Genomic DNA, 14,949 nt, shown 5'->3' on the forward strand with positions numbered 1-14,949 from the left:
GGCGGGTCACGCGTGGCTCATAAAGGTCGAAGGTCAATCAAGCGCAAAGATGAGGCGACAAGGTGCATAGCCTATATGCTGATCGTGCGCCGGCGAAGGTCGGGGCCCAGCTAGCAAGGCGGCGGTGAAGCTCACGGGTGCCACCCGACTCGGCCCCGGCCGTCGCCGGGCACGGCGCAAGCAGCATGCCGAGTGGCGGCCACCTCACTCCAGCTCCTCCAGCCCCAGCACCTCCAGCAACGCGCGCCGCGCCGTCTCGACCTGCGCGATCAGCCGCGGGTCCCCGATCGAGTCGGGCGCGATCGACTCGGGCCAGCAACGCTCGATCACCGCCGCGACCGTGTCGAGCCGGTCCGAGTCGACGAGGAAGCGCGGGTCGACCGTCGCTGGATCGCACGCGACGCGCAGCCGCAGGCACGCCGGCCCGCCGCCGTTCGCCATCGACTCGCGGACGTCGACCACCTCGACGCGGCGGATCGCGCCATTGCCGGCGAGATGGCGCTGCACCCAGCCCCAGACGCGCGGGTTGGCGCGCGCTTCCTCGGGCACGACCAGCGTCGTCGCGCCGTCGGGAGGCGTCACCAGCTGCGCGTTGAACAGGTAGGAGCCGATCGCGTCCTCCAGCGTCACCTCGGCGGCGGGCACTTCGACGATCTCCGCCTCGGGCAGCAGCGCGGTGAGCGCCCGCTGCACACCGGCGCGATCGGCGAAGGCCTGCTCGTGCGCCAGTAGCACGCGCTCGTTCGCCACCGCGACGACGTCGTTGTGGAAGGCGCCGGCCGCGATCGCCGCCTCGGCCTGCTCGACGAACAGGGTGCGCGCGGGGTCGAGCCGGTGCGCGCGCGCCACCGCGCGGCTCGCCTCCAGGTGTTGGCGCGCGGGGAAGGGGCCGCCCGTGGCGCCGTAGACGAACAGCTCGACGCCGGGCGCCCCATGGTGGGCGCACAGCCGCATGTGATTGGCGGCGCCCTCGTCCCCGAAGGGCGCCGGGATCGGCGCGTGCACCGCGAAGGCCGGGTGCGCGAAGGCGAGCCGCAGCTGTGCCAGCGTCGCGGGCCACTCGTGGCTGCGATGCGGCATCGTCACCAGGTTGGCGACGGTGAGATGGCAGCGACCGTCGCCGGTGTCGGCCGCCGGCGAGACGGTCGCGGCATTGGCGGCCCACATCGCCGAGGCGGACAGCGCGCGCGCGCGCAGGAACGGCGCCGCCGCGGCGTAATCGGTGTGGAGCGCGGCGAGCCAGTCGTGATCGGGGCGGGGGTGCGGCAGCAGCACGCCCTGTATGAGCCCGAGCGCGAGATTGGCGCGCATCTTCGCCACGCCCTGCAGCGCCGCGGCGCGCGGGTGCGCCACCGCGCCCGCATTGGCGGTGGCGGCGAGGTTGCCGGGGCTGAGCCCGGCGTAATTGTGGCTCGGCCCGACGATGCCGTCGAAGTTGATCTCGCGCAGCACCGTCATATCCGTCCGATCCAGCTCACCGTCGCGCCCGGCTCGATCGCCAGCGCGGCGGCACATGCGCGATCGAGCGCGACCCCGCCCTCGACCTCCCGGACCGCGCCGTAGGCGCAGCGGAACGCTCCGAGCCGCCCGGTCGCGACCAGCGCCTCCGTCCCGCTCGCGGCCGAGTCGCCAGCTCCGTCGATCGTCACCAGTTCGGCGTCGCGCGCATCACGGACGGTGCGGATCTGGTCGGTACGCGCCGTCATGGTCGGCCCGCCGTCGAAGATGTCGACGTAATTCTCGAAGGCGAACCCCTCGTGCTCGAGCATCCGCATCGCGGCGCGACCGGACGGGTGGGGCAGGCCGATGGCGGCACGCGCGCCGTCGGTCAGCATCGCGGTGTAGATCGGGTGCTTGGGCATCAGGTCGGCGATGAACTGGTGGCCGTTGATCGCGTTGAACTCGTCGGCCTGCTGGAAGCTCATGCCGAAGAAGCGCCCGGCCAGCCCGTCCCAGAACGGCGATCCGCCCGCCTCGTCGATCACGCCGCGCAGCTCGGCCAACGTCCGCTCGGCGAAGCGCTGCCGGTGCGCGCGAATGAAGAGGTAGCGGCTGCGCGCGAGCAGCAGCCCGAGCCCGCCGGCGCGCTCGCCGGGATGGAGGAACAGGCCGCCGACTTCGCTCGCCCCCTCCAGGTCGGTGGTGAGCGTCAGCATCTCGGCGCGGAAGGTACGCTCCAGCTCGCGGCTGTGCTGCGTCAGCGTGCCGATGCGATAGCTGTAGAAGGGATGCTTCTGCCCGACGTGCGTGATCAGCTGGCACGTCCCGCGCACGTCGCCGGTGGCGGTGTTCTCCAGCATCAGGACGAACAGTTCGTCGCGCAGCGTCGCATCGTCGCGCCCGAACGCCTCGGCGCAGCGCGTCAGCTTGGCGCCCAGCGCGGTGCGGTCGGGGGGCAGGTTGGTGAAGCCGCCGCCGGTCAGCTTCGCCATCTCGTACAGGTGGGGTAGGTCGCCCGGCTGCGCGGCGCGGATCACGAAGGTCATGCCAGCGCTCCCTCGGCGATCCGCAGCATCGTCACCGCGGACAGCGCGGCGCGCTCGCTCAGGCTGTCGACGATCAGATATTCCTCCGCCGAGTGGATCGCGCCGCCGCGCGCGCCCATCGTGTCGACCACGGGGACGCCGCAGGCGGCGATGTTGTTGCCGTCGCACACGCCGCCGGTATCGCGCCAGGCGATCGCCTGGCCGAGGTCGGCGCCGCTCGCGCGCACCAGCTCGAACAGCCGGGCCGCACCCGCGTCGATCGGCTTGGGCGGACGGTTGAAGCCGCCGTGCACCTCCACCGACACCTCGTGCACCGCCGCCACCTCCGCCGCGGCCCGCTCGACCAGCGCCTGCGCGCGCGCGATCTCGCCCGCGTCGGCGGGGCGGAAGTTGACGCGCAGTACGGCGAGATCGGGCACGACGTTGTTCGGCCCACCGCCGTCGATCCGCGCCGGGTTGACCGCCAGCCGCGGCGAGCGCTCGGCATGGAGCCGCAGCGCCAGCGCACTCGCCGCCACCACGGCGTTGCGCCCGTCGGCCGGGTTGCGTCCGGCGTGCGCCGCGCGACCGCGCACCACGATCGAGAAATTGCCGGTGCCGCCGCGCGCGCCCGCCAGCGTGCCGTCGGGCAGCGCCGGCTCGTAGGTGAGCGCGGCGACCTTGCCGCGCGCCGCCTCGGCGAGCAGCGCCGCCGAGGAGAAGGAGCCGGTCTCCTCGTCAGAGTTGATCACCACGTCATAGCCGAAGCGCGCTCCTTCCGCCTCCACCGCGAGCAGCGCCTCGAGCATCAGCGCGAGGCCGCCCTTCATGTCGGCCACGCCGGGGCCGTTGAGCACGCCCGGCTCGCGCCAGGTCAGTGTCTGAAACGGATGATCCACCGGATAGACGGTGTCGAGATGGCCAGTGAGGAGCAGCCGCACCGGTGCCTCGGGTCGCACCGTCGCGCGCAGGTGGTGGCCGTGCGCCAGCGCAGCGACGCTGCCGTCGGCGCCGACGCTCTCCGCCGCGCCGGGCTCGACCAGCGTCACCTCGCCCGGCAGCGCGGCGAAGGCGTCGGCGAGCGCCTCGGCCATCGCGGAGCACCCCGCCAGGTTGCGCGTGCCGCTGTTGATCGCGCACCAGCGCTCGACCCGTGCCAGCATCCGCGCCGCGTCGAGCCGCTCGACCGCGCCGCTCTCCCCTCTCGTGAGTTCCCCCATGGCGGGCAGCCTAGCGGGGTCGGCGGCGCGAGGCCAGCCGGGCGTCAGCCCGGCAGATTGAGGTGGGCCGCGAAGGCGTGCAGCACGTCGCGGTACAGCTGCTGCTTGAACGGCACGATGAGCGACGGCAGGTCCGCCGGCTCGGCCCAGCGCCAGGCGCGGAACTCGGGATGCGGCGTGTCGATGCGGATGTCGGAGTCGGTGCCGTCGAAGCGGAACAGGAACCAGCGCTGGCGCTGGCCGCGATACTTTCCCTTCCACACCTTCCCGATCATCTCCGGCGGCAGGTCGTAATAGAATTCCTGCGGCGCCTCGGCGATCAGCGTCACCTTGTCCGCGGTGACGCCGGTCTCCTCCCACAGTTCGCGCGTCGCCGCGGCCTGCGCGTCCTCGCCCGGATCGATCCCGCCTTGCGGCATCTGCCAGGCCTCCAGCACGTTATCGAGCCGCTGCCCGACGAACACGTTGCCGTCGCGGTTAAGCAGCATCACGCCCGCGCAGGGCCGATAGGGGAGGGTGCTGGGGTCGGTCATGCCGGTCGCCTTAGCGCGACCGGGCGAAACGGTGAAGCGCCGGCGTCGGCGTCGGCGCGCGCGGCTCAGTGCGCCGCCGGGTCGCCGCGATGGAAGAGATGGAGCAGTCCCGCGATCGCGCCGCCGACCGCGAGCCCGACCACGCCCGACAGCGTCGCGGTGAGCAGCCAGCCGAGCACCGCCCCCAGCGCCGGCGCGCCGTGCTCGACCCGCTCGGCGAGAAGGTGGACGAGGTGCTGCGGCGCGCGCCACCCGAGCGTCTCCGCGCCATGGAGCAGGATGCCGCCGCCGACCCACAACATCGCCGCGGTGCCGATCACCGCGAGCCAGCGCATCAGCACCGGCACGCCCTTGACCAGCCCGCGCCCGATCGCGCGCAGCGGCGAGGACGCGCTCTTAGCGAGGTGCAATCCTACGTCGTCCGCCTTCACGATCAGCGCCACCACGCCGTAGACGCCGGCGGTGATTGCCACCGCCACCACCGCCAGCGTGATCGCCTGCGTCAGCAGGGGCGTGTCGGAGACTTCGCCGAGTGCGATCGCCATGATCTCGGCGGAGAGGATGAAGTCGGTGCGGATCGCGCCCGAGACCTTCTGACGCTCGAGTTCCGCCGGGTCCGTCGCGGCGTCGGCGGTGTCGTCATGGTGCTGGCCCGAGAGCGCCTCGATGACTTTCTCGGCGCCCTCGAAGCACAGGTAGCCGCCGCCCAGCATCAGCAGCGGCGTGATTGCCCAGGGCGCCCAGGCGCTCAGCCCGATCGCGATCGGCAGCAGGAAGACGATCTTGTTGCGCAAGGACCCCAGCGCGATCTTGCCGATGATCGGCAGCTCGCGCTGCGGGGACAGGCCGGTGACGTAACGCGGCGTCACCGCGGTATCGTCGACGACCACGCCCGCCGCCTTGGTGCCGGCCTTGGCGGCGGCGGCGCCGACGTCATCGAGCGAGGCGGCGGCGAGCCGGGTCAGGCCCGCCACGTCGTCGAGCAACGCGACCAATCCGCTGGGCATCATCTATCTCCCTGTTCGCGCGCGCTGATGCCCGGCGCGCCCGGGACTGTCGAGGGCCGGCGGGTGCTCAGCCGTCGGCGAGGCCGATGCCGATCGAGGCGCGCGCCGCCTCGGCCTCGTTCGAGACCACCGGATAGGCGCAGTAATCCGCTGCGTAATAGGCGCTCGGTCGATGGTTGCCCGACCAGCCGATGCCGCCGAACGGCGCCGAGGAGGAGGCGCCGTTGGTGGGCTTGTTCCAGTTGACGATGCCGGCGCGCGCGCCGGCCCAGAAGCGGTCGAACAGTGCAGGCGTCTGGCTGATCAGCGAGGCGGACAGGCCGTAACGCGTGGCATTGGCCTCGGCGATCGCGGCGTCAAAATCGTCGACGCGGACGACCTGGAGCAGCGGGCCGAACAGCTCCATGTCGGGCCGCTCGGCCACGTCGGTGACGTCGATGATGCCGGGGGTGAGGAACGGTCGCTCGGGATCGGGGCGTGCCATATGGCGGACCGGGCGACCGCCCTTCATCATCAGCGCGAGGAAACTCTCGCTCAGCCCATCGGCGGTGTCATTGTCGATCACGGGGCCCATGAAGGGCTGCGGCTCGTCGTGCGGCGCGCCGACGATCAGTCGGTTGGTCAGTTTGGTCAGCTCCGCGAGCAGGCCGTCGTACAGAGTGTCCTGCACGATCAGCCGCCGTGCCGCGGTACAGCGCTGTCCCGCGGTGGTGAAGGCCGACTGCGCGACCAACACCGCGGCGGTGTGCAGGTCGGGGGTGTCCCACACCAAGATCGGGTTGTTGCCGCCCATCTCGAGCGCGAGGATCTTCTCGGGCTTCTCGGCGAAGGCGCGGTTAAGCGCGATGCCGGTGCGCGCCGAGCCGGTGAACAGCAGCCCGTCGATGTCGGGATGCGCCGCGAGTGCGCGCCCCTCGGCCGGCCCGCCGATCACCAGGCGCATCGTCTCCGTCGGCACGCCCGCGGCGTGCAGGCACTCGATCAGGAACAGGCCCGTCGCCGGGGTCTTCTCGGACGGTTTGAAAACGACCGCATTGCCCGCGATCAGTGCCGGGACGATGTGGCCGTTCGGCAGGTGCGCCGGGAAATTGTACGGGCCCAGCACCGCGAGCACGCCGAGCGGCTTGTGGCGCAGCGCCATGCGGCTGTTCATCGGCGCGTCCATGCGGCGCTGCGCGGTGCGCTCGGCGTAGGCGGTGACCGAGATGTCGACCTTGGCGACGACGCTGTCGACCTCGGTACGCGCCTCCCACAAAGGCTTGCCGGTCTCGCGCGCGATCACCTCGGTGAAGGTGTCGGCGCGCTGGCGCACCACGTTGGCGAAGCGGCGGAGCGTCTCGATGCGGAAGGAGAGCGAGCGCGCCGCCCAGGGCACGAAGCCGTCGCGCGCCGCGGCGACCTCCTGATCGACGTCGCTCGTCGGGCCGCGCCAGAGCTCGGCGCCGGTGGCGGGCTCGTACGAGATCAGTTCTGCCATGCCGCTCTCTTCGCGCACTTTGCGTATCTTGCCAATCGGGTGCGGGGAAGGCGCACGCCCTGCTCTGCCGCCGTCATCCCGAGCTCGTCTCCGAATCCACGAGCGGCCGGGACGGACGACGCGGTGTTCGCGGCTTGGTGGATTCCGAGACGAGTTCAGGACGACGCTCGAGGACGGGGCGGGCTTGTACGGCCGATGTTTCTGCGCATGCGGGAGCACTAAGCGACGCCCACGCCTAGTCTCACCCCAGCGCCTCGGCCATCTGCCGTATCGCCGCCAGCTTGGCCGCGAACGCGCCCCAGTCGTCGCGCTCGGCGATCGGTGCCCAGATCGCCTCGACCTCGTCGATCAGCACCGCGCACTGCTCCCCACGCCAGTACGCATGGTCGCGCGACGTGCGTGGCGCGTGGTCCGCCAGCGCCGCGCGCACCGCGTCCCACTCGGCGCCGTAGCTTTCCGGCAGCTCCTGCGCGAACACGTCGAAGAAGAAGCGGTCGAGCCCGACGCCGCTCGCGCGCAGCGCGCGCTCGACCGCCTGCACCAGCGCGCGGTCGCTCGCCGGACCGAGCGGCGCGCGCCCCATCCGCCACAGCAGCGCCTCCGCCACCGCGGGCTGATACGCCTCCGCGAACAGGTCGAGCGCCGCCACCAGCGGATCGCTCTCCGCGATCAGCCGCAGTGAGGAGGCAAGCTGCATCACGTCCCACAGGATCGCCTCGGGCTGACGACCGAAGGCGTATAGACCGCCATGGTCGAAATAGGCCGCGGTGAAGCCCGGGTCCCACGTCGGCGCGAAGCGCCACGGGCCATAATCGAAGCTCTCGCCGGTGACGTTGATGTTGTCCGAATTGAGCACGCCGTGGACGAACCCCGCCGCCATGTAGCGCGCCGCCAGCACCGCGGTGCGTGCCACCACCAGTTCGAGCAGCCGCACAGGGTCATCGCCGGATTCATCGTACAGCTCGGTCAGCACGTACCGCACGAGCCGCCGCATGGCGTCCTCCTCGTGGTGGTAGGCGAGCCGCTGGAAGGTACCGATGCGGATATGTCCATGGCTCAACCGCACCAGCACCGCCGCGCGCGTCGGCGAAGGTTCGTCGTTGCGCTCCAGCGCCTCGCCCGTCTCGATCAGCGAGAAGCTGCGCGACGTCGGCACGCCGAGCGCCTCGAGCATCTCGCTCGCGAGCACCTCGCGCACCCCGCCCTTGAGCGTCAGCCGGCCGTCGCCGAAACGGCTCCACGGCGTCTGCCCCGATCCCTTGGTGCCGAGATCGAGCAGCCGCCCGTCGCGGTCGCGCAGCTGGGCGAAGGTGAAGCCGCGACCGTCGCCGAGATCGGGGTTGTACGCGCGGAACTGGTGCCCGTGGTAGCGTAGCGCCAGCGGCTGCTCCAGGTTGTCCGGCAGCGGCGCGAAGCGGCCGAGATGCGCGATCCACTCATCGTCGTCGAGGCCGTCTAGCCCGACTTCGGCCGCGGCGCGATCGTTGCGGAAGCGCAGCCGAGTCTCCGGGAAATTCGCGGCTCGGACGGGATCGTAGAAGGGCTCGCCGAGCGACAGGATCCGGCGCTCGGGGCGATATGCTTGCGGGTCGAAGGGCATGCGTGGATATGGGGGGCGCGGAAGCGGGGAAGCAAGCATGGTAGGATTTCGCGACGTCTACTGGTGGTCCGCTGACGGACTGCGGCTGCACGCGCGCGACTATCCCGGCCCGGCGTTCGACGCCGCCCCGCCGCTGCTGTGCCTGCCGGGCCTGACCCGCAACGTCCGCGACTTCGAGCCGCTGGTCGCCGCGCTGGGCGGGCGGCGGCGCGTGCTCGCGGTCGAGTTCCGCGGCCGCGGCGAGAGCGGCTACGCCAAGGACCCGATGACCTATGTGCCCCTGACCTACGCGCAGGACGTGGTGGCGCTGCTCGCCGACCAGCAGCTGGAGCGCGTCGTCGCCGTGGGAACGTCGCTCGGTGGCATCGTGACGACGCTGCTCGCGGGCATGCTGCCGGGGCGCATCGCCGGCGCGCTGCTCAACGACATCGGGCCGGCGATCGAGCCCGGCGGGCTGGCGCGCATCCGCGGCTATGTCGGCAGGCCCAGCGTTTATCCCACCTGGCTCCACGCCGCGCGCGGGCTGCAGGAGGCGAACGCCGATGTCTATCCCGGCTGGCGCATCGACCAGTGGCTGGCAATGGCCAAGCGGCTCTATCGGCTCAACAGCGCGGGGCGGATCGTGCTCGACTATGACCTCAAGATCGCCGAGCCGTTCCGGCTGCCCGGCGGCGAGGCTGGGCCCGACCTGTGGCGCGCCTGGGCGACGCTGGGCGACGTACCCGTGGTGGTCGCGCGCGGGGAGCGCAGCGACATCCTGAGCGACGCCACCGCGCGCCGCATGGTCTCGGCGCTGCCGCGCGCCGAGCTGGTGACGGTGCCGGGCGTGGGACACGCCCCGCTGCTCGACGAGCCGGGGCTCATGCCCGCGATCGATCGACTGCTCGCCGCGACCGCGGAACCCGCGCGCTAGCGGTTCGTCTCGCTCGGTCGGGGTGAGCGAGAGGACCAGCATGACCGGGATCAGTGACGCGCATTGCGCGCAGACGACGCTCAAGGGGCGGCGTGCGATCGTCACCGGCGGCACCACCGGGATCGGCCGAGCGATTGCCGTGCTGCTCGCCGCGGAGGGCGCGCACGTTTACCTCGTCGGCACCGATCAGGCGCACCTCGACGACGCGCTGGCGCGCGTGCGCGAGGTCGGCGCGGGCGACGGCGGCCTGTTCGATCTCAGTCGTCCCGACCAGGTCGGCGGCGCCGTGGACGCCGCGAGTCTGGCGCTCGGCGGCTATGACCTGGTCGTGGCCAACGCCGCCGAGGCCGCGAGCGGCGTGACCGAGATGGACGAGGCCGCGCTGCAACACGCGATCGCGCTCAACTTCACGCACTATCTGCTGCTGACCCAGCGCGCCGCGCGCGACATGACGGAGGGCGACGTGGTGATGATCGGCTCGACCAGCGCCTATGTGCTCGGGCCGCACTCCACCGTTTACGCCGGGATCAAGAGCGGGCTGCAAGGCTTCTCGATCGCGCTGCGGCGCGAGCTCGGACCCAGGGGCGTGCGCGTCGCGCTGGTCGAGCCGGGCCTCACCGGCTCGGACATGCAGCTGCCCGACATCCCGCCTGAGAAGCAGCGGGAGATGATCGGCGAGGAGAAGATGCTGCGCGCCGAGGACATCGCGGTGGGCGTGCACTACCTGCTCACTCAGCCGCGCCGCGCGGTGGTCCAGCGGCTGACGATCAGCCCGCGCGTGCAGGATGGAGACTGACCGCCATGGCCACCGACTTCTCTCACGACTCCCTGGTGTTCGGCCCCGGCGACGTTGACCTGTCGCGTTCCCCGCTGGCCGGGCATCTCGACGCCGAGACCTATGTGCTCGGCGCCTTCAACCCCGGCATGACGCGGCTGGCCAACGGCAATCTGCTGCTGATGGTGCGAGTCGCCGAGGCGCTGCGTCATCCCGTGCGCGACCAGCAGATCCACGCCATCCGCTGGGACGGCGACCGCTACGTGCTCGACGCCTGGCCGCTGTCGCTGGTCGACACCTCCGACCCGCGCAAGTTCATGATGCGCGGCGGCGGCTGGAAGGTGATGGCGCTGACCTCGCTCTCCTGGCTGCTGCCGGTCGAGCTCGACGCGAACGGCACGCGCGTGCAGACGGTCCACTACGACCGGGCGATCGCGCCGCGCGCCGCCTACCAATGCTACGGCGTCGAGGACGCGCGGATCAGCCGCATCGACGGGCGCTATTACATGACGAGCTGCTCGGTCAGTCCGGAGCGCCACTGCACCACGCTCTACACCAGCGACGACGCGCTCGACTGGAAGCTCGAGGGCATCGTGCTCGACCATCAGAACAAGGACATGCTGATCTTCGAGGGAAAGGTGCGCGGTGCGTTTTGGGCGCAGACGCGGCCACTCGGCGATTTGTACTTCGCTTATCCGCCCGACAGCGAGTGGCGCGCGGGGCCGTCGATCAACCTCGCCACGTCGCCCGACGCGCTCCACTGGAAGCCGCTCGACGCTCCCGGTATCCGGCCGCACGCCAAGACGATGGCGACCGCGCGCATGGGGGGAGGGGCGCCGCCGGTGCTGACGACGGTCAACGGTCAGGAGGGCTGGCTGACCTTGTGGCACGGCGTCGAGCCCTCGGGCGTCGTCGGTATCTACCGCACCTATTGGACGCTGCTGGATCGCGACGACCCGTCGCGCACGCTCGCCACCAGCGATGACGCGCTGCTGGAGCCGGCGCCGGCGCTGACCGAGCCACTGAAAGAGCAGATGTACCTGGACAATGTCGTCTTCACCACGGGCATCGCCGACGGCGGCGATCACTGGGTGGTGGCGAGCGGGGAAGCGGACCTGGCGTGCCGGATCACGCACGTGCCGAAGCGGGCGATCGGCTGACCGCGCCGACGTGGCCGGCACCGCGCGGGGCGGTGCCGGCAGACGGCTCAGTTGCTGTCCGAATCGTCGCCGTCATCGACCGCGATGATCACGCCGGCGACCACGACCGCGGCGGCCAGCACCAGGCCGACGATCGCACCGGGGCCGGCGAGCTCGCTCTTGCCCTTGCCAGCGGACGACGCGCGGGCCGACTTGGCGACCGACAGCGAGGCGGCGGGGTTGGCGGCGGCGAGCGCCGGGGTCGCGGTGAGCGCGAGCGCGCTGCCGGCGGCGATGATCGACTTCAGCATAGAAAGAACTCCCTTGGTTCCGCGAGCGACGGCACGGGCCAGGTCTCTCGCCATTTACCTTAAGCACGAGAATCGCGTGAAAATCGCCGCCAAGATGATGCGCGCGTGCTTTCGCGCCGCTATGTGGCCACCATGCCACAGCCGCTCTCGTTTCTGCATGTCCTGCCGAGCTTCGATCTCGACGCACGTGGTGCGCGCGTGGCGCGGTTGATGACCGCGTTCGGCGATCGAGCGCGGCATCGACTGATGGTCGCTGACGCCACGCGGCTGACGGCGCGGCATCGTATCGGCAAAGGTGTTCGATACGAGATAGCGCAGGAGGTGCTGCCGCTCGCCGGCAAACCCTCGCTCGGGCGCTACGAGGCGCTGGCGAAGCTGATGCGCGGCCACGATCTCGTTCTCACCTACGACTGGACCGCGATCGACGCGGTGATGGCGCGGCGGGTGTTCGCGCGCGGGCTTCCGCCGGTGATCCACCATGAGGACGGCTTCGTCGGCGCCGAGGCCGGCGGGCTGCGCCGCGACCGCACGATCTACCGCCGCCTCGCGCTGTCCGCCGCGCACGCGCTGGTGGTGCCGAGCCGCGCGCTGGAGCGCATCGCGCTCGAGACGTGGAAGCAGCCGCGCGCGCGGATCCATCGCATCGGCAACGGCGTCGCCACCGCGCTCTATGCCGAGCGACCCGACCCGCGCGCGCTTCCCGGCTTCGTCCGCCACGAGCGCGAGCTCGCGATCGGCGCGGTCGGCGCGCTGCTGCCGCACAAGGACCTGCCCGCGCTGGTGCGCGCGGTGGGCGGTCTGTCGGCCCGCTTTCGCCTCGTCATCGTCGGCGACGGGCCCGAACGCGCCGCGGTCGAGCGCGCGGCGCTGGCGATGGGCATCGACGATCGGGTCGTGCTCACCGGCGCGGTCGAGCGACCGTACCGGTACATGGGGCTGTTCGACCTGCTCGCCTTGTCGTCGACGAGCGAGCAGTCGCCGACCAGCGTGGTCGAGGCGATGGCGGCGGGGCTGCCGGTGGTGAGCCCGCCAGTCGGCGACGTCGCCGAGATGGTCGCGCCCGAGAACCTGCCCTTCGTCACCGAGCACCCCGGCGAGGTGCGCCTGCGCGACGCGATCCAGACGCTCGCCGGCGATCCCGCGCTGCGCGAGCGCATCGGCGCCGCGAACCGTGCCAAGGCTCGCGCCGAGTTCGACGAAATCGACATGATCGCCCGCTACGCCGCGCTCTACGCCGAGGTCGCGGGGCGACCCACTTGTCTCGGTTGAGTCGCAATTTTGTCGCGCTCCCGCCCGATTGCTTTATACGGACGCGCGCTACGTCAGTGATGGAAGTGGGAAGAGCGTGTTCAAGGGGCTGAAGCCGATCGTCTATGGAGGCCGCGAGGTGTGGCCGCTGGTGGAAGGTGGCAAGGGCGTCGCCGCGACCAACCACGCCTCGGCCGGGGCTTGGGCCGCGGCGGGCGGGATCGGTACCGTCTCCGCGGTCAACGCTGACAGCTACGATCCGGACGGCAAGATCATCCCGCAGGTCTATCGCGCACTCACCCGGCGCGAACGCCACGAGGAACTGATCGCCTATGCGATCGAGGGCGCGGTGCAGCAGGTGCAGCGCGCCTGGGAGATCGCGGGCGGTAAGGGCGCGATCAACATCAACGTGCTGTGGGAGATGGGCGGCGCGCCGCGCGTGCTCCACGGGGTGCTGGAGCGCACCCGCGGGCTGGTCGCCGGCGTCACCTGCGGCGCGGGCATGCCGTACAAGCTCAGCGAGATCGCCGCGTCCTACAACGTCAGCTACCTGCCGATCGTCAGCTCGGGCCGTGCCTTCCGCGCTTTGTGGAAGCGCGCCTATTCCAAGGCCAGCGAGTGGCTCGCCGCGGTGGTCTACGAGGATCCCTGGCTCGCCGGTGGCCACAATGGCCTGTCCAACGCCGAGGACCCGCTCAAGCCGGAAGATCCGTATCCGCGCGTGAAGGCGTTGCGTGAGACGATGCGCGAGGGCGGCATCCCCGACAGCACGCCGATCGTCATGGCGGGTGGCGTCTGGTACCTGCGCGACTGGAACGACTGGATCGACAATCCCGAGCTCGGCGCGATCGCTTTTCAATACGGCACGCGCCCGCTGCTGACGCGCGAGAGCCCGATCCCCGAGGCTTGGAAGGCCAAGCTGCTGGAGATCGAGGAGGGCGAGGTGCTGCTACACCGCTTCTCACCGACCGGCTTCTACTCGTCGGCCGTACGCAACCCCTTCCTGCGCTCGCTCGAGGCGCGGTCGGAGCGCCAGATCGCCTTCTCGACGCAGGAGGCGGGCGACCACGTCTTCCAGCTCGACGTCGGCGTGAAGGGCAAGAACTTCTGGGTGACGCGGAACGATCTGCTGCGTGCGCGGCAGTGGTTCGGCGAAGGCTACACCGACGCGCTCAAGACCCCCGATAACACGCTCGTCTTCGTCTCGCCCGGGGAGAAGGCCGATATCCGCAAGGATCAGGCCGATTGCATGGGCTGTCTCAGCCAGTGCCTGTTCTCGAGCTGGGCCGACACCGAGACCAACTCGACCGGCCGCCTCGCCGACCCGCGCAGCTTCTGCATCCAGAAGACGCTGCAGGACATCGCGCATGGCGGCGACACTGACCAGAACCTGATGTTCGCCGGCCACGCCGCTTATAATTTCAAGCGTGATCCCTTCTACTCGAACGGCTTCGTGCCGACGGTGCAGCAGCTGGTCGATCGCATCTTGACCGGCGACTGAGGCGCATGTCGCCGCTCGCCGCCGCGCTGGACGAGGTGGCGACGACGCTACGCGGCGCGCGCGATCCCTGGTGGGTGATCGGCAGCGCGGCGGCATGGTTGCACAGGGCCGCGACGTCGGTGGCCGACATCGACGTGCTGCTCAGCCCGCGGGACGCACATGACGTGATCGCGGCGTGGCGCGGTAACGTGGTGATCGGTGCGCCCGGCGAACGCTTCCGCTCGTGCCCGTTCGCTCGACTGGAAGGTGCCACGCTGCCGATCGAGCTGAAGGCGGGGCTCCGCGTCTGCTCGGCGGGGGAATGGATAGCCGTGCGACCGGTCACGCGGCAGTCGGTCGGCAGCGTTCACGTGCCCCAGCTATCGGAGTTGGAAGCGATGTTCGACCTGTTCGGTCGACCGAAGGATCGTGTTCGGGCCGACCTGCTTCGCGACCTGGCCGCGCGATCGTCCGCCTCATCATCGCGAGATGGGGAGACGTTCAGCTCGAACATCAACACGATGCCCGCGGCTGACATCTCCCCGTTCTCACCGTATGGATCGGTCTCAGTCGACCACGGTGCCGACGACCGCGCCGCCGACGCCACCAACCGCCGCGCCCTTCTCGACGCTCTTGCCCGTCGCCGCCGCGACACCGGCGCCGCCCGCGCCGCCGATCGCCGCGCCGCGCAGCGTCGAACAGGCTGACATGCTCACCGCGCCGGCGACGAGCAGGGTGGAGAGGAGGATCTTACGCATGGATCAACTTCCTGTGCTGTGGG

Annotated in this window: 14 protein-coding genes; 6 read left to right on the forward strand and 8 right to left on the reverse strand. The window is 70.9% G+C overall.

All coding sequences use genetic code 11. The features are described from left to right. Positions 1 to 204: 204 nt before the first annotated feature. The 7 genes from FHY02_RS01000 to FHY02_RS01030 all read right to left on the reverse strand — a co-directional run bounded on the left by FHY02_RS01000 (position 205) and on the right by FHY02_RS01030 (position 8,302). Positions 205 to 1,458, reverse strand: a complete 1,254-nt coding sequence (locus FHY02_RS01000) for an N-succinylarginine dihydrolase (protein WP_183919651.1) — start codon at positions 1,456 to 1,458, stop codon at positions 205 to 207. Then, positions 1,455 to 2,486, reverse strand: coding sequence for an arginine N-succinyltransferase (locus FHY02_RS01005; RefSeq protein WP_183919653.1), 1,032 nt, complete (start codon positions 2,484 to 2,486; stop codon positions 1,455 to 1,457). Before FHY02_RS01005 ends, FHY02_RS01000 begins: the two co-directional genes overlap by 4 nt. Further along, positions 2,483 to 3,685, reverse strand: a complete 1,203-nt coding sequence (locus FHY02_RS01010; protein WP_183919655.1) for a hydrolase — start codon at positions 3,683 to 3,685, stop codon at positions 2,483 to 2,485. The genes FHY02_RS01005 and FHY02_RS01010 overlap by 4 nt, the downstream gene beginning before the upstream one ends. A gap of 44 nt (positions 3,686 to 3,729) precedes the next feature. Next, the gene (locus FHY02_RS01015) at positions 3,730 to 4,218 is read right to left on the reverse strand and encodes an RNA pyrophosphohydrolase (protein ID WP_183919657.1); all 489 of its coding nucleotides are present in this window, start codon (positions 4,216 to 4,218) and stop codon (positions 3,730 to 3,732) included. A gap of 65 nt (positions 4,219 to 4,283) precedes the next feature. Continuing rightward, on the reverse strand, positions 4,284 to 5,225 hold the full coding sequence (locus FHY02_RS01020; RefSeq protein ID WP_183919659.1) for a DUF808 domain-containing protein: 942 nt from the start codon (positions 5,223 to 5,225) through the stop codon (positions 4,284 to 4,286). 67 nt (positions 5,226 to 5,292) lie between these two features. Next, the gene (gene astD / locus FHY02_RS01025) at positions 5,293 to 6,702 is read right to left on the reverse strand and encodes a succinylglutamate-semialdehyde dehydrogenase (protein ID WP_183919660.1); all 1,410 of its coding nucleotides are present in this window, start codon (positions 6,700 to 6,702) and stop codon (positions 5,293 to 5,295) included. Between the two features lie 241 nt (positions 6,703 to 6,943). After that, a complete protein-coding gene (locus tag FHY02_RS01030) occupies positions 6,944 to 8,302 on the reverse strand; it encodes a protein adenylyltransferase SelO family protein (RefSeq protein ID WP_183919662.1) in 1,359 nt (452 codons plus the stop codon). 37 nt (positions 8,303 to 8,339) lie between these two features. On the opposite strand from FHY02_RS01030, the gene FHY02_RS01035 reads away from it, so the two are divergent. Genes FHY02_RS01035 through FHY02_RS01045 form a run of 3 tightly spaced genes read left to right on the forward strand, consistent with a single transcriptional unit; the run spans position 8,340 to position 11,150 of the window. Continuing rightward, on the forward strand, positions 8,340 to 9,215 hold the full coding sequence (locus FHY02_RS01035) for an alpha/beta fold hydrolase (protein WP_183919664.1): 876 nt from the start codon (positions 8,340 to 8,342) through the stop codon (positions 9,213 to 9,215). A gap of 40 nt (positions 9,216 to 9,255) precedes the next feature. Further along, positions 9,256 to 10,011: an SDR family oxidoreductase gene (locus FHY02_RS01040; RefSeq protein WP_183919666.1), complete on the forward strand. Its 756-nt coding sequence runs from the start codon at positions 9,256 to 9,258 to the stop codon at positions 10,009 to 10,011. A gap of 5 nt (positions 10,012 to 10,016) precedes the next feature. Continuing rightward, the gene (locus FHY02_RS01045) at positions 10,017 to 11,150 is read left to right on the forward strand and encodes a glycosidase (protein ID WP_183919668.1); all 1,134 of its coding nucleotides are present in this window, start codon (positions 10,017 to 10,019) and stop codon (positions 11,148 to 11,150) included. Between the two features lie 47 nt (positions 11,151 to 11,197). Here the strand turns inward: FHY02_RS01045 and FHY02_RS01050 are convergent, their stop codons facing one another. Next, the gene (locus tag FHY02_RS01050; RefSeq protein ID WP_183919671.1) at positions 11,198 to 11,440 is read right to left on the reverse strand and encodes a hypothetical protein; all 243 of its coding nucleotides are present in this window, start codon (positions 11,438 to 11,440) and stop codon (positions 11,198 to 11,200) included. A 132-nt stretch (positions 11,441 to 11,572) separates the two neighbouring features. On the opposite strand from FHY02_RS01050, the gene FHY02_RS01055 reads away from it, so the two are divergent. The 3 genes from FHY02_RS01055 (at position 11,573) to FHY02_RS01065 (ending at position 14,875) form a co-directional block, all read left to right on the forward strand. Further along, on the forward strand, positions 11,573 to 12,709 hold the full coding sequence (locus FHY02_RS01055; protein WP_183919673.1) for a glycosyltransferase: 1,137 nt from the start codon (positions 11,573 to 11,575) through the stop codon (positions 12,707 to 12,709). A 76-nt stretch (positions 12,710 to 12,785) separates the two neighbouring features. After that, the gene (locus tag FHY02_RS01060) at positions 12,786 to 14,189 is read left to right on the forward strand and encodes a nitronate monooxygenase (protein ID WP_183919675.1); all 1,404 of its coding nucleotides are present in this window, start codon (positions 12,786 to 12,788) and stop codon (positions 14,187 to 14,189) included. 5 nt (positions 14,190 to 14,194) lie between these two features. Continuing rightward, entirely contained in the window at positions 14,195 to 14,875 is a 681-nt protein-coding gene (locus FHY02_RS01065; protein WP_183919677.1) for a hypothetical protein, read from the forward strand. Positions 14,876 to 14,949: the final 74 nt, after the last annotated feature.

Source organism: Sphingomonas sp. BK069, from assembly GCF_014193405.1.
GTDB lineage: Bacteria > Pseudomonadota > Alphaproteobacteria > Sphingomonadales > Sphingomonadaceae > Sphingomonas.